This is a genomic window from Heyndrickxia sp. FSL W8-0423, from assembly GCF_038009395.1.
Lineage (GTDB): Bacteria > Bacillota > Bacilli > Bacillales > Bacillaceae_C > Heyndrickxia > Heyndrickxia sporothermodurans.
The window spans coordinates 1138672-1159691 of the sequence record NZ_JBBPBE010000001.1 but is presented as its reverse complement, the minus strand read 5'-3'; the positions used below and the strand labels follow the sequence as shown (position 1 = coordinate 1159691).

At 36.5% G+C, this 21020-nt stretch carries 18 protein-coding genes; 2 read left to right on the top strand and 16 right to left on the bottom strand.

The genetic code is table 11. The annotated features are described in order from the left end of the window. Positions 1–28: 28 nt before the first annotated feature. The 8 genes from rpoE to MKY81_RS05800 all read right to left on the bottom strand — a co-directional run bounded on the left by rpoE (position 29) and on the right by MKY81_RS05800 (position 11816). Positions 29–583, bottom strand: a complete 555-nt coding sequence (gene rpoE / locus MKY81_RS05835) for a DNA-directed RNA polymerase subunit delta (RefSeq protein ID WP_108072171.1) — start codon at positions 581–583, stop codon at positions 29–31. Between the two features lie 486 nt (positions 584–1069). Beyond that, on the bottom strand, positions 1070–4336 hold the full coding sequence (gene icmF / locus MKY81_RS05830; RefSeq protein WP_327990208.1) for a fused isobutyryl-CoA mutase/GTPase IcmF: 3267 nt from the start codon (positions 4334–4336) through the stop codon (positions 1070–1072). 20 nt (positions 4337–4356) lie between these two features. Beyond that, a complete protein-coding gene (locus MKY81_RS05825; protein ID WP_066235142.1) occupies positions 4357–4986 on the bottom strand; it encodes a TetR/AcrR family transcriptional regulator in 630 nt (209 codons plus the stop codon). A 110-nt stretch (positions 4987–5096) separates the two neighbouring features. Further along, entirely contained in the window at positions 5097–6236 is a 1140-nt protein-coding gene (locus MKY81_RS05820) for an acyl-CoA dehydrogenase (protein WP_066235144.1), read from the bottom strand. A 22-nt stretch (positions 6237–6258) separates the two neighbouring features. Beyond that, positions 6259–7389: an acyl-CoA dehydrogenase gene (locus MKY81_RS05815; protein ID WP_341117096.1), complete on the bottom strand. Its 1131-nt coding sequence runs from the start codon at positions 7387–7389 to the stop codon at positions 6259–6261. Between the two features lie 31 nt (positions 7390–7420). Then, on the bottom strand, positions 7421–8272 hold the full coding sequence (locus MKY81_RS05810) for a 3-hydroxybutyryl-CoA dehydrogenase (RefSeq protein ID WP_108072167.1): 852 nt from the start codon (positions 8270–8272) through the stop codon (positions 7421–7423). Positions 8273–8286: 14 nt separating this feature from the next. Continuing rightward, positions 8287–9474, bottom strand: a complete 1188-nt coding sequence (locus MKY81_RS05805) for an acetyl-CoA C-acetyltransferase (protein ID WP_108072165.1) — start codon at positions 9472–9474, stop codon at positions 8287–8289. A 227-nt stretch (positions 9475–9701) separates the two neighbouring features. After that, a complete protein-coding gene (locus MKY81_RS05800; protein ID WP_341117094.1) occupies positions 9702–11816 on the bottom strand; it encodes a 4Fe-4S dicluster domain-containing protein in 2115 nt (704 codons plus the stop codon). Positions 11817–12112: 296 nt separating this feature from the next. Here MKY81_RS05800 and cls point away from each other — a divergent pair, with 296 nt between their 5' ends. Beyond that, a complete protein-coding gene (cls, locus tag MKY81_RS05795) occupies positions 12113–13312 on the top strand; it encodes a cardiolipin synthase (RefSeq protein WP_107921134.1) in 1200 nt (399 codons plus the stop codon). Positions 13313–13352: 40 nt separating this feature from the next. Here the strand turns inward: cls and argS are convergent, their stop codons facing one another. From argS to MKY81_RS05780, 3 genes are all read right to left on the bottom strand, one after another. Further along, on the bottom strand, positions 13353–15023 hold the full coding sequence (argS, locus tag MKY81_RS05790; RefSeq protein ID WP_066235163.1) for an arginine--tRNA ligase: 1671 nt from the start codon (positions 15021–15023) through the stop codon (positions 13353–13355). A 3-nt stretch (positions 15024–15026) separates the two neighbouring features. Continuing rightward, a complete protein-coding gene (locus MKY81_RS05785; RefSeq protein WP_235598370.1) occupies positions 15027–15521 on the bottom strand; it encodes a DUF1934 domain-containing protein in 495 nt (164 codons plus the stop codon). Positions 15522–15758: 237 nt separating this feature from the next. Continuing rightward, a complete protein-coding gene (locus tag MKY81_RS05780) occupies positions 15759–16505 on the bottom strand; it encodes a sulfite exporter TauE/SafE family protein (RefSeq protein ID WP_066235167.1) in 747 nt (248 codons plus the stop codon). A gap of 167 nt (positions 16506–16672) precedes the next feature. On the opposite strand from MKY81_RS05780, the gene MKY81_RS05775 reads away from it, so the two are divergent. Further along, positions 16673–17272 carry a hypothetical protein gene (locus tag MKY81_RS05775; RefSeq protein WP_066235169.1) on the top strand — a complete coding sequence of 200 codons (600 nt, stop codon included), beginning with the start codon at positions 16673–16675 and terminating at the stop codon, positions 17270–17272. 81 nt (positions 17273–17353) lie between these two features. Here the strand turns inward: MKY81_RS05775 and MKY81_RS05770 are convergent, their stop codons facing one another. Genes MKY81_RS05770 through MKY81_RS05750 form a run of 5 tightly spaced genes read right to left on the bottom strand, consistent with a single transcriptional unit; the run spans position 17354 to position 20966 of the window. After that, positions 17354–17869: a hypothetical protein gene (locus MKY81_RS05770; RefSeq protein WP_066235172.1), complete on the bottom strand. Its 516-nt coding sequence runs from the start codon at positions 17867–17869 to the stop codon at positions 17354–17356. Then, positions 17856–18518 (bottom strand): ATP-binding cassette domain-containing protein, encoded by a 663-nt coding sequence (locus MKY81_RS05765; protein WP_066235174.1) that lies wholly within the window; start codon positions 18516–18518, stop codon positions 17856–17858. The genes MKY81_RS05770 and MKY81_RS05765 overlap by 14 nt, the downstream gene beginning before the upstream one ends. A gap of 6 nt (positions 18519–18524) precedes the next feature. Then, the gene (locus tag MKY81_RS05760; protein WP_066235175.1) at positions 18525–19373 is read right to left on the bottom strand and encodes a hypothetical protein; all 849 of its coding nucleotides are present in this window, start codon (positions 19371–19373) and stop codon (positions 18525–18527) included. 2 nt (positions 19374–19375) lie between these two features. Further along, positions 19376–20173, bottom strand: a complete 798-nt coding sequence (locus MKY81_RS05755) for a hypothetical protein (RefSeq protein ID WP_066235177.1) — start codon at positions 20171–20173, stop codon at positions 19376–19378. Further along, positions 20160–20966 carry a hypothetical protein gene (locus MKY81_RS05750; protein ID WP_066235179.1) on the bottom strand — a complete coding sequence of 269 codons (807 nt, stop codon included), beginning with the start codon at positions 20964–20966 and terminating at the stop codon, positions 20160–20162. The genes MKY81_RS05755 and MKY81_RS05750 overlap by 14 nt, the downstream gene beginning before the upstream one ends. Between the last annotated feature and the right edge of the window lie 54 nt (positions 20967–21020).

Genomic DNA, 21020 nt, shown 5'->3' with positions numbered 1-21020 from the left:
CTTCCTAATGGAAAGAAGTCAAGAAAGATTATTTTTCCTCTTCTTCCTCTTCTGGGTCAAGATCATCTTCTTCATCTTCACCTAGGTCATAATCGTCTTCGCCAATTAATTCCTCATCATCTTCAAATACTTCATCATCATCTTCATCAAAGTCTTCGTCATCTACTTCTTCATCATCATCGATTAGATCATCTTCATCCTCAAAGTCATCTAAATCATCATAATCAAGATCTTCATCATCCAGTAGATCTTCGTCTTCCTCTTCGACAACCTTTTTCGATTTTTTCTTTTTCGTTTTAACAGGCGCTACTACTTCTTCGTCAATTTGATCATAAGGATACCATATACGTAAGCCCCATCTGTTATCACCTAGACTGATGAATCGTCCATCAATATTTAAGTCTGTGTAGAATTGGACCATTCGAGAGCGCATATCCTCCATTGGTATACCTAGGAGATTAGCAATTTCCTCAACTAACTCATTAAAAGATAATGCTTGTTTGTTTTGCTCTAAATATTGATAACCTAGCTCAATAAGTGACATTTCACGTAATTCTTCTTTTGATAATTGCTGTAAACTCAACTTTCGCACTTCCTTTCTCTATTTCAAACTCCTATATATTAGGAGCAAAAAAGGGCAGAGTTTAAAAATAATTGCAAAATACATACTTACCATTATAAACAAATTCAAAACATTTATGCTAGCTTTAAAACGCCTTTTAGAATGTTTTTTGTAAAAAAAGAATGTAACTCTTTACTTTTTTTTAGAACGTATACTTATTCCAAGATAAAAAAGAATAATAGACAAAATTAAAAAGGGAACCGCACCTAGCTGTTTCATATAAAGAAAGTATCCAAAAATAAAAAAAGCAATAATACCGATTATTTTCAGTAAGTTCTTATAATGCATTTTTTCACATCCCGTTAGGCACTGTACCACTTCTTCGTTGTTTATTCATATCTATCTAGATTTTACCTTTAATTCACATTAGCATTCAATAGCTACACAATTATTTTCGGAAAAACTCCTTAGCATTTGTATACTAAGGAGTTTTTTGATCATTTTCACTTACATATTTCTTCTATATTGACCACCGACATCATACAAAGCTTTTGTAATTTGTCCTAAGCTAGCTACTTTTACCGTCTCCATTAATTCCGCAAAGATATTTCCGCCATTCATTGCAGTATTTTTCAATTGTTTTATCGCCTGTTCAACTTTATCGCTATTTTTTTCTTTAAATTTGTTTAAGTTGCGAATTTGTGTTTCCTTTTCTTCTTTCGTAGCGCGAGCTAGTTCAATGCTGTTCATTTCTTCTTCTGTAGGCGGGTTAGGATTTAAATAGGTGTTAACACCGATGATTGGTAATTCTCCGCTATGCTTTTTCATTTCATAATACATCGACTCTTCTTGAATCTTTCCACGTTGATACTGCGTTTCCATTGCTCCTAATACACCACCGCGATCATTCAAACGATCGAATTCAGCAAGAACCGCTTCCTCAACTAAATCCGTTAACTCTTCAATAATAAATGACCCTTGTAATGGATTTTCATTTTTCGTTAATCCATGCTCTTTCGTAATGATCATTTGAATCGCCATCGCCCGCCTTACCGATTCTTCGGTAGGGGTGGTAATCGCTTCGTCATAGGCATTCGTGTGTAAAGAATTACAATTATCATGCAATGCCATTAGTGCTTGTAAAGTTGTTCGAATGTCGTTAAAGTCAATTTCCTGAGCGTGAAGTGAGCGGCCAGATGTTTGAATATGATATTTCAGTTTCTGGCTTCGTTCATTCGCTCCGTACTTATCTCTCATTACCGTCGCCCAAATCCTTCTTGCCACACGTCCAATCACGCTATATTCAGGATCAAGTCCATTAGAAAAGAAGAAAGATAGGTTAGGAGCAAAATCATTTATATCCATTCCTCGACTTAAATAATACTCAACATAGGTGAAACCATTAGCTAAAGTAAAAGCAAGCTGTGAGATAGGATTAGCTCCTGCCTCAGCAATGTGATACCCTGAAATCGAGACAGAATAATAATTACGTACTTTATGATCGATAAAGTATTGTTGAATATCCCCCATCATTCGAAGGGCAAATTCGGTTGAAAAGATACACGTATTTTGTCCTTGATCTTCTTTTAAAATATCTGCTTGAACGGTACCTCTTACAACTTGTAACGTCGATTCTTTTACGGTTGTATACTCCTCTAACGTTAAGCTTCTTCCGAGTTCTTTTTCCTTAAATTGCACTTGCTGATCAATGGCTGTGTTCATATACATGGCTAAAATAATCGGTGCAGGCCCGTTAATAGTCATCGAAACAGATGTCGATGGGTGACATAAATCAAATCCTGCATAAAGTTTCTTCATATCATCAAGTGTACAAATACTTACACCCGATTCGCCAACTTTCCCATAAATATCTGGTCGATAATCCGGATCCTCGCCATATAATGTTACTGAATCAAAAGCAGTGCTCAAACGTTTTGCCGGATCATTTTCCGATAAGTAGTGGAACCTCTTATTCGTTCGTTCTGGTGTTCCTTCACCTGCGAACTGCCGCTTCGGATCCTCGCCTTCGCGTTTAAACGGGAATACACCTGCCGTATACGGAAAAGAACCGGGAACATTTTCTTTATATACCCATTTTAGAATTTCTCCGTAATCCTCATACTTTGGTAAGGAAACTTTCGGAATATCTAGTCCTGACAAGCTTTTGGTCGTCAACTCGGTAATAATTTCTTTATCGCGAATTTTCGTTACAAACTGTTTTCCGGAGTATTTCTCCTTTAATTTCCCCCAATTATTGATGATGCTTTTTGATTCTTTTGTTAGACTTTCGTACACGTCATTTTTCAATGCTTCCAAGGAAGAAATAACATCATCATTTGTTTCCTTTTCCCGAACCGCTTGAAGTGCGCCTTCAAGTTGGAAAAGCCTTCTTGCCAATCGTACTTGCTCCTCCGCTTTCTTATGATAGTTTCGCACTGTTTCGGAGATTTCCCTTAAATAGTAACGACGGCTATTCGGAATAATCACATTCTGTTTTTCCACAAGAGCATCTTTCGAAAAAGGAACCTCCCAATTCGTAGACATTTTTTCATTAATTTTTTCTACAAGTGCGGCAAATAGCGCATTTGTACCTGGATCATTGAACTGACTTGCGATCGTTCCGTAAACGGGCATACTTTTTAAATCTTTATCAAATAGTAAATGACTTCGTTGATATTGTTTCTGGACTTGGCTTTTGGCGTCTTCAGAACCTTTCCGTTCAAATTTGTTGATCACAATTAAATCTGCAAAATCGATCATATCGATTTTTTCGAGTTGTGAAGGTGCACCAAATTCGCTCGTCATTACATACATAGCAATATCACTTATTTCAGCAATCTCTGCATCCCCTTGGCCGATACCGCTCGTTTCAACGATGATCAAATCATATCCTGCTGCTTTTACTACATTAATCGCATCTCTTATAGCAAGTGATAATTCAGTTCTTGAACCCCTTGTCGCCAAACTTCTCATATATACTCGTGAATGAAAAATTGCATTCATTCGAATTCGGTCACCTAGTAAAGCTCCACCCGTTTTTTGCTTTGTTGGATCAATCGATAGAATAGCTACCTTTTTATCCGGAATCTCATTGAGAAACCGGCGAATAAGTTCATCTGTTAAAGAGCTCTTTCCCGCTCCCCCTGTACCTGTAATACCAACAACAGGTGCCTTTTTCGCTAATAATTTTATTTCGTCAAATGCTGTTTCTACAGAGGAGGCAACTTCTTGTTTTGCACCAATTTGATTTTCCGCAAGTGTGATAAACTTAGCTACTGAACGGATATTCCCCTCTTTTAACTGATTTATCTCATCTGTTAGTTGGCTTGTAATAGTAGGATAATCACATTCTTTCAGCATGATGTTGATCATCCCTTGAAGACCAAATTTCCGCCCATCATCCGGTGAAAAAATCCATGCAATTCCATATTCATGGAGTTCCTTAATTTCACGCGGAATAATAACCCCGCCTCCACCACCATAAATACGAATATGTGAAGCGCCTTTTTCCTTTAATAAATCATACATATATTTAAAATATTCAACATGGCCACCTTGATATGATGAAATAGCAATCCCTTGAACATCTTCTTGGACAGCTGCATTGACAACTTCCTCAACCGACCGATTGTGTCCAAGATGAATGACCTCTGCCCCGCTTGCTTGCAGAATTCTTCGCATAATATTGATTGATGCGTCATGGCCATCAAATAAACTTGATGCAGTTACAAAGCGTACAGGATTTTTTGGTTTATAAATCTCAACCGTGCTCATTCTTCTCCCCCTGTTCCATACTAAATTTCAAACCCGGCAATACCCTTAAAAAGTAAGTTCGTTTGTAATTCAATATATTCTTCTTTGGAATAATTCTTTTTGAGTGCCCATCTTCTAAATCCCCACATTTGTCCTTGAACAAAAATATTATGAGCTAATAAATCGATATGTGAATCATCCATCATCAATTCACCATTTTCAATGCAACGGCGAATTAAAGTTTCAAACATGCCTACCATTTCCATTTCCTTTTTTAGCACATATGGGAGCGCATCTTTCGATAATGATTTTGCCTCCTGGTACATAACCAAAACCTCATCTTGCATTTCGTTCATAATGTTAAAATAGTAGGCGATTCCAAGCTTTAAACTTTCAAGAGTGCCCTGTTCCAAATCCATCCCTTGCAGACGCTCTCGAACCTGGTCATAAATACTATCACAGACAAGATATAAAATATCTTCCTTCGTTCTGATATATTCATATAAAGTGCCGATACTAAAACCAGCCGCTTGGGCAATTTCCCTCGTTGTCGTTCGATGGAATCCTTTTTCCTTAAAAAGTGCTACCGCTCCCCGAATCATTTGGGTTCTTCGTATATTAACAAGTCGCTCATCCTTTACAGACGCATGAACAGCTCTTTTTTTACTCAGAAAACATCACCTTCTCCCGATACAGATGAAGGACCTCCCCACGTTCCTTATCTGCACATCACTATCTATTAAAAATACCCCTTTATGACTGTTTTTTCATGACGATGTTGTTATTTTGTTAGCATTCTCGAGATTACCAATCGTTGAATCTCTTGTGTACCTTCATAAATTTGTGTGATTTTTGCATCACGCATGAATCTCTCAACTGGATAATCCTTTGTATATCCATAGCCACCAAAGATTTGCACCGCTTCTGTCGTAACTTTCATTGCTGTATCACCAGCTAAAAGCTTAGACATCGCTGATTCCTTGCCGTATGGCAAACCATTTGATTCAAGCCATGCTGCTTGATAGGTCAATAGGCGAGATGCTTCAACACTTGTTGCCATATCAGCAAGTTTAAAAGAAATGCCTTGATTCGCAGCAATTGGTTTCCCAAACTGATGACGTTCTTTTGCATATGCGACAGATGCATCTAATGCTCCTTGAGCAATTCCTACCGCTTGTGCAGCTATTCCGTTACGACCGCCATCAAGAGTCATCATCGCAATTTTAAAGCCATCCCCTTCTTGACCTAGTAAATTCTCTTTTGGAACTTTACATTCCTCAAAAATAATTTCAGTTGTCGGTGAGGAGCGAATACCTAATTTTTTCTCCTTTTTCCCTACAGAAAAACCTTCAAAATCTTTCTCAATAATAAACGCACTCGTTCCTTTATGTTTGCTAGATGGATCTGTCAATGCAAAAACAATATAAATATCCGCTACTCCGCCGTTTGTAATAAAAATTTTCGATCCATTTAAAACATAATGATCACCTTCTAAACGTGCAGTCGTGCGCATGCCACCCGCATCCGACCCTGAACCCGGCTCGGTTAATCCATAAGCGCCAATCTTTTCACCCTGTGCCATTGGTTTTAAATACTTCTGCTTTTGCTCCTCGGATCCAAATTTATAAAGTGGCCATCCAGCTAAAGAAGTATGGGCAGAAAGAGTAACTCCAGTAGATGCACAGACCCTTGATAGTTCCTCAACTGCTATGCAATAAGCTAAATAGTCGCTGCCGATTCCACCATATTCCTCGGGCCAAGGGATCCCTGTTAAACCTAACTCAGCCATTTTATCGAAGATTTCTCGATCGAAACGCTCCTCTTCATCACGTTCAGCAGCACTTGGAGCCACTTCTTTTTCCGCAAAATCGCGAACCATTTTTCTAATCATTTCATGCTCTTCTGATAAACGAAAATTCATAATTTAGTTCCTCCACTTATTGTTATAATTGTTTGCTTATTACGATTCGTTGTATTTCACTTGTTCCTTCATAGATTTCAGTAATTTTCGCATCCCGGAAATATCTTTCTACCGGGTAGTCCTTTGTGTATCCATACCCGCCAAAGATTTGAATTGCTTCTTTCGTCGTTTCTACTGCAGTTCGTGAGGCGAATAATTTAGCCATAGAAGCTTCTGTTTTGCAAGGAAGACCTAATGATCGTAGATTAGCTGATTGATAAACTAACAGTTTAGCCGCCTCTACATTTGTTGCCATATCAGCAAGTTTAAATCCAACTCCTTGTTGAGAAGCGATAGGCTTGCCAAATTGGATTCGCTCTTTCGCATATTCTATCGATTTTTCAAGAGCGGCTTCAGCAATTCCTAAGCTTTGAGCCGCAATGCCAATTCTTCCGATATCCAAATTGGCTAGTGCTATTCTCATCCCTTCTCCTTCTTTTCCAAGTAGATTTTCAACAGGAACGGCCATGTCGTCAAAAGTAAGCTGTACAGTACGAGACCCATGAAGTCCCATTTTATGTTCATCTTTTCCTATGATTAAACCGGCAGTATTTTTCTCAACGATGAAAGCCGATATGCCATCTTTTCCTGCTGTTGAATCGGTCACGGCAAAAACAATATACGTATCAGCTTCACCTCCGTTTGTAATAAATACTTTTGAACCATTGATAATATAGTGATCCCCTTTTTTAATGGCTCTTGATTTTAAATTTCCCGCATCGGACCCTGCGCTAGGCTCTGTTAAGCAAAACGCTCCCAAATATTCACCAGTTGCCAGCTTCGGAAGATACTTTTGTTTCTGTTCCTCTGTACCGAAATAAAGAATTGGATTCGTTCCTACTGATGTATGGACTGAAAGAATGACACCGATTGTTGCACTAACTCTTGATAACTCGTGAATCGCAATAATATAAGAGGTAAAGTCCATCTCAGATCCGCCATACTTTTCTGGAACGGTAATACCCATTAGCCCTAATTCCGCCATTTTTCGTAAAATAGCCCTTGGGAACTCTCCTTCTTCCATCTTTTCTATGAAAGGGGCAATTTCTGCTTCTGCAAACTCATGAACCATTTTTCTCATCATTATTTGCTCTTCGTTGAAATGTAGATTCATCATGGTCTCCCCTTAGTTCTTTCAAAAATAATTAGTTATAAATATAAAAGCCTCTTCCTGATTTCTTCCCTAGCCACCCAGCTTTTACATACTTTCTTAACAATGGGCAAGGTCGATATTTGTCATCACCAAAGCCTTCATGTAATGTTTCCATAATGTATAAACAAGTGTCCAAACCAATAAAATCAGCTAGAGTTAGTGGTCCCATCGGATGATTCATCCCGAGCTTCATTACCTCATCGATTGCTTCCTTTGTTGCAACCCCTTCATACAAGGTATAGATCGCTTCATTAATCATCGGCATGAGCACACGGTTAGAAACAAAGCCCGGAAAATCGTTTACTTCGACTGGAATTTTTGATAACGATTTTGTCATGTCCTCTACAGCCTGATATACTTCATCAGAAGTTGCTAGACCGCGAATAATCTCAACTAATTTCATAACTGGGACCGGATTCATAAAATGCATACCAATGACTTTTTCCGGACGATCGGTGGCTGCTGCAATTTCAGTTATCGGCAATGAGGATGTATTGGAAGCTAAAATCGCATGATTTGGCGCGTATTGATCCAATTCTTTAAAGATTTTACTTTTCACTTCCATATTTTCAACGGCAGCTTCAATGACAATATCAACATTTTCAGAGTCTTGTAGATTCGTAGACGGAATAAAATTTGAAAGAACTTTGTCTTTTTCTTCTTCTGTCATTCTCCCCTTAGTAACCTGCCTTGAAAAGTTTTTAGAAATGACTCCTAATCCTTTTTGAACAAATTCCTCTTTTAAATCATTTAAATAGACGATGTATCCCGCTTGTGCGCATACTTGAGCGATTCCGGATCCCATTTGCCCAGCACCGATCACCATTACTTTTTTAATATCCATTCGCGTCTTCCTCCCTAGTTTTTCTTCACTTCAATTAATACCGCGTCTCCTTGACCACCACCGGAACAGATAGCAGCTAGCCCTAATCCGCCACCACGGCGTTTAAGCTCGTAGATAAGTGTCAAAATAATTCTTGCTCCGCTCGCTCCTATCGGATGTCCCAGGGCAATCGCTCCTCCGTTAACATTCACCTTTTCAGGATCCAAATGAGCGATTTTACTACTAGCAAGTGATACTGCGGCAAAAGCTTCATTTATTTCAAATAGATCAATTTCCTCTACCGCTTTTCCTGTTTTCTTAAGTAGTTCATTAATGACTAAACCAGGTGTTTGCGGAAAATCCTTCGCTTCAACCGCAATGGCTGTATGACCTATAATTGAGGCTAACGGCTCCAAACCCATTAATTGAGCCTTTTCTTCGCTCATTAGAACCATAGCTACAGCCCCATCATTTACCCCTGGTGCATTACCTGCCGTAATTGTCCCATCTTTATCGAAAACGGGTGGTAATTTTGATAATTTTTCTAGGGATGTATCACTTCTTGGTGCCTCATCATCTTTAACAATTAGCGGAGTTCCTTTTCGTTGCGGAATCTCTATAGACACAATTTCTTCTGCAAACTTTCCTTCTTCAACTGCTTTTACAGCCCGTTCATGGCTTCGTAATGCCCATGCATCCTGTTCTTCCCTTGAAATACTAAATTCGCTGGCCGTCCGATTTCCATATGATCCCATATGAACACCTGAGAATGAACAAGTTAAACCGTCATATATCATTAAATCTTTTAAAGGAGCATCACCCATTCTTAAACCAAAACGGGCATTCGGTAGAATATATGGTGCATTGGACATCGATTCCATTCCACCAGCTACAATGATCTCTTCATCACCTAATCGAATAATTTGATCAGCTAACGTTACACTTCGCATTCCGGAAGCACATACTTTATTAATCGTTTCCGTCTTTACTTCCCATGGAATATCTGCCAATCTTGCAGCCTGCCTTGAAGGAATCTGCCCTTGCCCCCCTTGCAGAACAGAACCGAAAATTACTTCACCTACATTAGCAGGTTCAACTTTTGCTCTTTTTAAAGCCTCTTTAATTGCAATTCCACCTAATTTAGGTGCAGTTAGCGAACTTAACTTACCTCCAAGCTTGCCGAAGGGAGTTCTTGCCCCACCCACAATGACTGTCTTTGCCATTTTATCCACTCCTTCATAAGTAATTTCGAGAAATCGCTTACAAAACATTGACTGAACGCTCGCTCAACAACTTGGTTTACAAAAAGGGACTAAAAAGCCCCTTTTTGTGCCCTATTCCTACTAAATGTCTATAAAACTATATTAACTGAAAAGTTGTAAGAATTGAAACATTTTATTAAAAATTGCCAATAAATTTTATGTTCAATTTCATCGAAATAGAACATTAATTATGATGCGAGATTTTGTTCTGGCTCACCACAAACTGCCTTTTCAAGTAATTCTGCGACATCATATGTTTTGACTGTTTCTTCTACTTCCTTCGCTTTCGTACCATCAGACAGCATTGTTAAACAATACGGACATCCAGAACTAATGATAGAAGGGTTCACTGCTAAAGCTTGTTCAGTACGAGAGACATTAATGCGGTGACCCGTATCTTCCTCCATCCACATTAAACCGCCTCCAGCTCCACAGCACATCCCTTTTTCTCGGTTACGTTCCATTTCAACTAGCGTAACACCAGGAATCGCTTTTAAAATTTCCCGAGGTGGATCATACACATCATTATATCTTCCTAAATAACAGGAATCATGGAACGTAATTTTTTCATTCACTTCATATTTAGGTTTTAAGCGCCCTTCTTTAACTAGTTCATAAAGAAGTTCTGTATGATGATAAACTTCCGCTTCTAAACCAAAGTCAGGATATTCCTTTTTAAAGATGTTATATGCATGAGGGTCAATTGTGACGATCTTTTTCACTTCATTTTTCTCAAATTCAGAAATATTTTGTCCCGCTAATTCTTGGAATAAGAATTCATTTCCTAGTCTTCGTGGTGTATCTCCCGAATTTTTCTCTTTATTACCTAAAATCGCAAATTTCACTCCCGCTTCATTAAGTAGCTTTGCAAAAGATAATGCGATTTTTTGACTGCGATTATCAAAAGATCCCATCGATCCAACCCAGAATAGATATTCAAATTCTTCACCGGATTTTTTCACTTCTTTTACAGTAGGTACGTGAACATCTTCGCGGGCATCACGCCAATTTTCACGTTCTTTCCGATTAAGTCCCCATGGATTTCCTTGACGTTCAATATTTTGCATTGCACGCTGGGCGTCCGCATCCATTTTTCCTTCTGTTAAAACGAGATAACGTCTAAGATCGATAATTTTATCAACATGTTCATTCATTACCGGACATTGATCTTCACAGTTACGGCATGTTGTACACGCCCAAATTTCTTCCTCGGTAATGACGTCTCCGATAAGGTTTGGAGAATAATTTAAAGCGGCTGCTGATTCTTCTGCCCCTTGTCCGGCACTTGCTAATGCAATTTGATTTCCTTTTGTATTAGAGAATGCGAAAGTTGGTACCCACGGTTGTTTCGATGTCACTGCCGCACCATGGTTCGTTAAATGATCCCTTAATTTAATTATTAAATCCATTGGGGATAGCATTTTTCCTGTTCCTGTTGCCGGACACATATTTGTACAACGTCCACATTCCACACAAGCATATAAATCAATCAATTGTAATTGGGAGAAGTCTTCAATTTTTCCTACACCGAATGATTCTTGGGACTCATCTTCGAAATCGATTGATTTCAGTTTTCCTGCACCATCTAAACGATTAAAGTACACATTTGCTGGTCCGGCAATTAAATGTGCATGCTTCGATTGTGGTACATAAACAAGGAATGAGAGTAGGAAAATCAAATGGATCCACCAAGCGATATAGAAAATAACGAGCGATGCTGTTTCACCTATCCACCCAAATGCTTGTGCGATAAGTGATGCAATTGGCTCCGTCCACGATACTTCTTCACCGTGCCAAATTATTCCCATCCCATTTCCTATTAGCACAGATACCATTAAACCACCAATAAATAAAAGAACAAGTCCAGATTTGAAGCCTCTTTTTAAACGAACTAATTTCTCAATATAACGACGGTAAAATGCCCAAACTACTGCAACTAAGATGACGAGTGTGACAATTTCCTGGAAGAATGTAAATCCTGCATATAATGGACCTAACGGTAAGTGTGATTCAGGTGCAAGACCCTTCCAAATAAAATCAATTGCCCCAAATTGTACAAGAATAAAGCCATAGAAGAACATCACATGGATCGCGCCACTTTTCTTATCCTTCAAAAGCTTTTTCTGACCAAACACATTGACCCAAATCTTTTGTAGACGTTCTTTGACCCGATTATCGAATTCAACTTTTTTGCCTAGCTTAATATATTGAATTCTAGTCTTTACTACATAAACAAATAACGAGATTGCGTAAACGGTTACAAATAGAAAAGCAATCCAATTTACCCAAAGTAACCAAGACATATAATAAACTCTCCCCTCCAAAGAATAACTTTAGGATTTAAAACCCCTAATTTTCTGAATGTTACTTACTTACATTATATAATGAATGAGCATTCAGTCAATGACTTTATTCAAAGTTTTTTGACTTTTGCAATGTAATTTTTTCTTTTTATGTATAAGAGCGATGATATTCCCTTATTTTATTATACGCCGTGAAATTTGAATTTTTCGAAAATATTATAAATCGGCTATTTTTTATGTTTCTCTAAATTATGGAGATACTATTGAAACATTATTTTTTTGTTAGGGAGGAACTTATGCTGACATGGCTTTGGATAGTGTTTCTATTCATTCTACTTATCATCGCTTTATGTACAGCTGACTATGTTTTTGGGAAAAGAAGTTATTTACGTCATTGTAAAAAAAGAGAATATCCTAAACGAATGGGAGAAATTCATCTAATTACTAGGGGAGATGACTTATTTAATTTATTTTACTCCGACATTAAAGCAGCTAAATCAAGCATTCATATTCTTTTTTATATTGTCAAAGGCGACCAATTTAGCAAAAACTTTTTAGAATTACTGGCACAAAAGGCACTTGAAGGTGTAGAAGTTCGCTTATTAATGGATTGGATGGGAAGTTATAGTGTATCCAAAACATTAATAAAGGAATTAAAAAGTATTGGAGCGAGAGTTGAGTTTTGCAATCGGCCCCGTTTTCCTTTTTTATTTTTCACCCTTCAACAAAGAAATCACCGAAAATGTTCGGTGATTGACGGAAAAATTGGATATGTGGGTGGTTATAATATCGGCAAAGAATATATTGATAAAGATCCGGTTCTGTCTCCTTGGAGAGATTATTGCTTTCGCTATATAGGTGAAAGTGTTAAAGATATTCAGGAGGAATTTTCCATCAATTGGGAAAGAGCAACGAAACAGCCTTTATCATTACAGTATTCCCCTGAAGCAGTGAACGGAACGATGATACACAAGTTCTTTCCAACAGAAGGGAAATATTTTGAGGAAGTAATATGCGGTTTAATTGATCGCGCAAATGAAATGATCTATATTGGAACTCCTTATTTCATACCTTCACACGAAATTTTAGAAAGGCTTCTTGCTGCTTTAAAAAGAGGGGTTACGTTAAAAATCCTCGTACCTGAAAAAGCTGATCATATTTTAGTGAAAGAAGCGTCGTTTCGTTATTTTCGGAAGTTAATGTCTAACGGTGGAGAAGTGTACCAATATATGAACGGCTTTTATCATGCGAAAGTGATGATTATTGATCAGTCAATATGTCAAACCGGGACAGCTAATTTTGATCGGAGAAGCTTTTTCCTTAATCATGAATTGAATTGTTATATTTATGATCGCGACTTTATTGAAAGAATAACGAAAGTAGTTGAAAAAGATCTATTAGATTCACATCAGCTTGCCATTGAAGAACTTCATAACACTTCTTTCGGCACTAAAATAAAAGAACTGTGTGCAAATGCAATAGCAAATATTTTATAGTTTAAAAAAATCCAATTCATAGGAATTGGATTTTTTGATGTTACATTTTTTCCGGTGCCGATACGCCAATCAATGCTAATGCATTTTTTAATGTGATTTGTACGGATTTAATTAAAGCAAGGCGTGCCTTTGTTAATTCCACATTGTCTTTATCCAATACTTTTTCCGCGTTATAAAAGCTGTGGAAGGTAGATGCAAGATCATTAATATAATTTGTGATTCTGTGTGGTATCCGCTTTTCGGCTGCTTCAGCAATCACCGCTGGGAAATCACCGATTTTCTTTAATACTTCAATCTCTTTTTCCGCTTTAATTAAATCATATTTTGCATTTTTTTCTACCGTAAATCCTTGTTCTTCACCTTGGCGTAAAATACTGCAAATCCTCGCATGTGCATATTGTGCATAATAAACAGGGTTTTCATTTGATTGTGAAACCGCAAGATCTAAATCAAAATCTAAATGTGTATCCGCACTTCTCATTGCAAAGAAGTAACGAACCCCATCAAGGCCAACTTCTTCGATCAAGTCACGCATCGTTACAGCTTTCCCTGTACGTTTGCTCATTTTCATTTTTTCGCCATCTTTATATAAATGAACAAGCTGAATAATTTCTACTTCAAGATTATCCGGATTGTATCCTAAAGCTTCCATTGCTGCTTTCATCCGCGGGATATATCCGTGATGATCGGCTCCCCATACATTAATTAACTTATCAAAGCCGCGTTCAAATTTATCATTATGATAGGCAATATCTGGTGTTAAGTACGTATATGAGCCATCATTTTTAATCAACACGCGATCCTTATCATCACCAAATGCAGTCGATCTAAACCAAGTAGCCCCATCTAATTCGTACACATGGCCTCTTTCACGAAGAGTCTTTAACATGGCATCAATTTTTCCATTTTTATAAAGTGATGTTTCTGAGTACCAAACATCGAACGGAACACGAAAGTTTTCTAAGTCGGTTTTCAGTTTTTCCATTTCATAGTCCAAACCATATTGACGGAAAAATTCAAAGCGTTCTTCTTCGCTCTTTTTCGTGTACTCATCACCGAATTGTTCGGCAATCTTCTTGCCAATACCGACAATATCTTGACCATGGTACCCATCTTCAGGCATTTCCTTCTCCAATCCAAGGGCTTGATAATACCGTGCTTCAACAGAACGTGCCAAATTATTTATTTGATTACCAGCGTCGTTAATATAATATTCACGACTAACATCATAACCCGCTTTTTCGAGAATATTACATAAAGAATCGCCTACTGCCGCCCCACGAGCATGTCCTAAATGCAAATCTCCAGTTGGATTGGCAGATACGAATTCAACTTGAATTTTTTGACCTTTCCCTGCATCTGTTTGTCCGTACTGATCACCGGCTTCAATAACTGTCGGAATCAGATCTGTTAAATAACTATTATTCATGTAAAAATTTATGAATCCTGGACCGGCGATTTCAATTTTTTCAATAGAGGCTTTAGATGTATCAAAATGGGAAACAATTTCTTCTGCAATCATTCGGGGGGCTTTCTTTGCTATCCGCGCTAGTTGCATCGCCGTATTCGTTGCATAATCTCCATGTGATTTATCTTTTGGTGTTTCTAGAATAATTGCGGGAATTTGTTCTTCTTCTGCTAAACCAGCCTTTAATACGGCATTTTTAATTTCATTTTTGATATTCATTTGAATTTGTTCAACTATATTCATTTATTATGCCTCCTTATAGTTTATCGACATTTCGTATTTACCTGATGAGGAGCCCTGCATAAGAAGATCGTATGCTAGATTAATTCGTCCCTCATTCTTCGTCGTTTTTATATGTTCAATTTTTTCTGTTTTCGTTGAAAGTAAAAGTGTGCCAAATGTACTTTCATAGGAACCATTTTTTTCTACATCCATATGGAAACTTAGGCGCATTTTAATGGCGCCGCTTCGCAAAATAACCGCGTTGTTATCTGCTATTTTAACAATGGTATGTACCGTTCCTTCCTCAACCTCTTCATCGTATTTTAAGAAAAATGCATTTCCTTTTTGATAAAAATTTCCGAAAAGCATTAATTCATAGCTTTCACTTTCCGCATCCTGTTTAATTACTGTCTTTAAGTGAATTTTGACAGGTGTTTGTTGGGTCATTTCTTCTGTCAAATGATTCACATCCTTTTTCTTATGGGCTGTTTGCGTAAACATTGTTGTTTTTGGGAACATAGACCGTTACTTTCCACTACAGGAACCTGCTTTCCGCGGGGAGGAAGTCGAGCCTCCTCGGCTTGCGCCTGTGGGGTCTCGACCTTTCCTCTATATCCCGCAGGAGTCAGGTTCCTTTCGCTCCAATCCACTCTGCGTTTTCATATTTATTAAATATATATAGGCTTTCAAAGCGAAAGCCAGTCCTTTCCATTATAACCTTTTAAGTATAAAAATAAATCTCGGGAAAATCAATGGTTATACGATGAGGATCAATGCGCTAACTGCTGGTGTTAAGATCATTGCTGTTTTCAAAATTCCTTTAGGAACAAGATTTGTAAATTTTGCACCTAGGTATGCGCCAAGCATCGTTCCTATTAATACTTGAATGAGTAATGTGACATCTAGAAATCCTTCTGATGAAAAGCCGACTCCGCCCCCGATTGCAATCGGAACAATGACTAGCATGGTTGTCCCAACTGATTGTCGAAGGGAAAGTCCCAAAAATGTGAGAAGGCCTAATTGAATAAAAGGTGTGGAGCCAATTCCAAACGTACCCGAAAGAATCCCTGTAGCAATTCCTAATATGGCAGCTTTCATTAATAGTTTCGCATTTAGTGTCCATGCTTCATTATCCACTTCTTTCTTTTTCATAAAAAATAAGCGAAAAACTAATAAAATTGCCGATAGAAACAGCATACCACCCGTTAAATAATGCATATCATTTGTCGGGATAAATGCTGCAATTTTTGAGCCAACAAATGCACCAATTGCACCAAATCCGCCTACTAAAAGCCCAGCCCTTACAGAAATATTTCCTTCACGGTAATGGCTAAACGCACCTGATAAACTAGTGAACGCCATTGCCGTTAAAGAGGTAGCTAATGCGACATGTATCGGAATCTTAAATACAAGTGTAAGAATGGCTATGATAAATCCAGAACCACCTGCTCCAATAAATCCTAGTATTGCTCCCAGTATAAGCATCGTAAAAACAATCGCCACTATTGCCACTCCTATCACATTCAAAATACATTAAGTTATCCTTATGATTACTAAAACATTATACCTTATTTCCTTTTGCGAACTAAAGCCGTTTTAAAAAAAGGGCTTTTTCATATAGGGATGGAATAGTATTTATATGATTTCATTTAACATAGGGGGACGAAGGATTGCTATTTTTTAAATACCTTTTCATGGTGGGTGTACTGTGTTTTACAATTATACGTACATTAATTAAGGATCCTGAAAAAGAAACAGAGGATTATGATCCGAAGAAGCTTTTAAGCTTGAGTCACTTCTTATCTTTAAGTTTTTTCAACTCCTCAGTTGCTTGGATTATTTTTAAAGTCGATTCCTTTTTATGGTTAGCCTTTTTTTCTGTGGTTTGTAAAATTATATTACTAGCATCAGACAAAACCAAAAATGCTTGGCTCGTAAAGCCAGTAGTTATATGTATTTGTCTTATTTTCGTTTTCATCCTCCGTGTTCCTAAAGAAAGTGATTCTTTCATCAACTATTTAAGTAGTAAAGGGACCTATCACTGCCCCTTACGTTACGAATGTGTAAAAATAACAACTCCCGTAAATAAAAAAGATGAAATACATACAAAGGCGGAGATCATTCCTATAGATGATTCCTCATTTAATTGGTATGTTCTTTTTTCAAAAGGAGCTATTCGTTTAAAAGGAAAAGAAGGAAAGATAGTTGAAATAAAAGGAACGAATATTGCAGGCTGGTGGATTGTAACCGAAGAAAAAGGACCCTCTTAATGAGGATCCTTATTTTACCCAACCTAATATCATTTAACGAATCAATTTACTTGCAGTATGCGCGAACTAAAACCTACTATACTAATAATTTATTGGAAATTTATGTTTAATAACCTTATCCCCTATATATTCAAGAAAAAAAAAGTCTGCTTTTGTATTAGGATTTATTCCCCACTCCTTTTGCATAGAAAATATTAAAACAAGCTGCTCGGAGGAATTCGCCGCTACTCCTTCCCAAGGAAAATCTTTATTGATCGGATTGGATAAAAATCGCTCTCGATCCAGCATATTGTTTGTAAAATTACTTCTTATATGGAAGTTCTCTACACCGAGTTTTTGCATTTCTGAGGTTTTATTATCAATCGATAATGGAATTTCATAGAAAATTTCATTTTTATTTTCCTTTAATGTCGGTTTTCCTAATTTATAGGAAAGATCCCGAACAGTAAAATGTTTCCCGCTTTGTTCCACTTTTTCAACTACAGAATAATTTTTAAATGGACGATTAACTTGTTGATAACGATAGACACTAAAGGAAACAAAGATAATAAACAAAACAATGATAATGCTCCACTTTGCCTTTTTAGACAGCGACATGAGAAATCACCTCATGCCCAATAATTTTTCCGCCATCGATTTGATAAATTTCATCTGAAACTTTATCTAACGATTCCCGGTCATGACTAGCAATTAATATTGTTTTCCCAGATTTCTTTAAATCTAAGATGATTTGATTAATAATCGTAACACCTTCTTCATCCAAAGCATTCGTTGGTTCGTCTAAAATGATTAAATCGGGATTTTCCATAATAGCTTGTGCAATTCCTAGTCTTTGTTTCATCCCAAGAGAATACTTTTTATATTTCCTTTTATCCTTTGGATCTAAGCCCACTTTCATGATTGCCTCTTTTACCTGCTCCTTGTTAATCTTCCGTTGGATAAAAGATAGAAGCTCTAAATTTTTTAATCCTGTATATTCCGGAATGAAACCTGGGTTTTCAATCAGTAATCCTAGATTTTCAGGAAAAGAGATATCTTTCCCAATAACTTTTCCATTAACAGTTATGATCCCTTTTGATGGGCGAATAAGACCAGAAATGGCTCGAAATAGCATTGTTTTCCCAGAACCATTCTTCCCTCTAAATCCATAGATTTTCCCCTTCATTAATTCTAAATTAATATCATTTAATACCGCATGACCTTGTATTGTTTTAGATAGATGATCAACTTTAATGTATTTATTCATTTCGTATCAGTCCCTTTCCTTTTGAAATATATCCATTTTCTTAAAGAGTACATATCCACTACAAATAATCACAAATAGGACCACTAATATATAGATAAAGACGTTCATCCAAGTGAACCCATTTTCAATGTCTAATGAATGATGTCTCAAAATCATACTGTAACTTCCGGGTAACAATCGACTAGTCGAAAATACAGAGACAGCTAAGGCAGATAATAAAATAAAAAATGCATAAATAGGACGAACAAATACAGTTAAAATACCCTGAGCAATGACTATAAGAAGTGTAACTAAAAATGGAAGTATCAAAATATCTATAGAAAAGTCAACCGGATCCAAGGTTGTAGATAATAACGGTTTAATCATTTTCTCCCCATAGTCACTCCATTCGAATGAAAAGGATAGAAATAAGGAAGTTAATAATATCGCTAATATAAAAAATAGATACATCGAAATAGCAACAGTAAAAGAAAATAGTAATTTGCTCAACCATAATGATAAACGGTGCTTAGCTCGGACAATTAAAAATGAAGATTGATCAAACAAATCTTCTCGTACATAGCCCCCGATAATAAACGGACCCATCATTTGAAGGATTAACCATGAAAACGGAAATTTCGCATTTGGTTCATCTAGTATTTGATATTCAGTTCCTTTAAAAATAGTATAAAATAGGTCGGTATAGGTTATAGAAGAAATATTAAATCCCTCGACTTCTGAGGATAGCTTTATTTGATAAAAAGAAATTAATAGAATCATCACGAATAAAATCATAGAAGCAAGCCAGCGAAAACGAACAGCAAAAAACCCAAGAAATAAATCACGCTGAAATAAAGATAGAGTTTCTTTTACCATTGTTAGTCATTCTCCTCTGATATAGGGATGAAATCTCTTTTGGAAGCTGCTATGTAAATACCTAAGCATAAAATAAGGATGATACCAAAAAAGTAAAGTACATTACCAAAAAAGGTTGCATTATTTCCCCATCCATCTAATGTAACTGCTGCCTGCAATAAAATGAAAGTGAAGTGGAATAAGGATTGAATCACTGTATCAAGCAACACAAACCCTACAACAATAAAAAAAACAAGTACATACCTTGATACAAGTAAATAAAGAAATGCTGTTAATAAACCGATGGCCATAAATGCAAAAAATTCTGTAACCGTATAACGAAGAATCATATTTCCAGTACTAAACAGAGATAAATCAACTTGCCCCTTTGACTGTTTAAATGGAGTCCCTGCTTCAGTAACCCATAGATTCTCTAAAGAACCGCTTTTCCACCATCCATATAGAAACCCACAAATAAAGTAAATACATAGAAAAACGATAACAGTTATAAGTACACTTAATATCATAATAGAACCTATTGTTTTTCTTTCCTTAATCCGAGCCAATCGTAAAGGATCAATGATGACTGGTATTACAAAGGAAAGGAAAAATAAAAATAAAGGGACAGTTAATGTAATCAAACTACCTTTTGTAAATAAATTATTAAAAACATCAGGAATAGAATTAGATGTATTCAAAATACTGGTGTATTCAGAAGCAGTGATCACTCCAAAAATCAATATAAATAAACATACAACTATCTTCCAAAGTGATTTTTTACAATCTAAAAATAATAGTTTCGTATAGTTAAGTAATGACACGTTTCTTCACTCCCAATATATAAACGAGTGTACTTATAATCATCCCTAAACAAAAAATAATGACAGTAGTTGAAAAAGAAACATTTGCTGAACCGATTTCCATTAAAAAATAAGATGGAATCCATTCATAATGCTCCGTAAATTGTGCCAGTAATGAAAGAACCATTTGGACTAAAAAACCGGCGACCAAAATAATAAATCTATTTCTAATAAATATAGAAATACTTAAACAAATCGTTGCAAACATTCCTGCAAAGAAGAAAGCTAAAAGTAAATACAATAACATATGTAAAAAAGGATGACTATAATATAATGCTGGAAAAAAAGTATTCATTAAATCTAATGCCATTTGATTATTAACCAAGGGATCTGGCTTTATATTGGGTAACATCATAAAAGATAAATAAATGTTAACGAGAAGCGGAATTATTATTATTACACCTGAAACAATGAAGTTTGAAAGGTATAAACCTTGAAAATACTGTTTCATTTGCCCTTTAGATAATATCGAGCGAAGATAGCCAGATTGCTTATCTTTTGCATATGTATCTGCAAAAGGGAGAGCAGCTAATATAGGCAACAAAAGAAAGTAGAAGCCTGCAAGTTGTGATGCCGATCCAAATTCAAACCATTTCGTATATGGGGTGAACGCAACACCCAGGTTATATTTATACATATTTTGTAAAGGGAGAATTTCAAACTTAAATTGTAGAAAAACAGATGTTAGACCGATGAGTAAAACAAAATATAAAGATTTACTCCTTACAATACGTTGAATAAAAAATCGACCCATATTGGTTAATCCTCCTTTTGCTAAACGCAGGCAGTGAAATACACATAAAGTAAA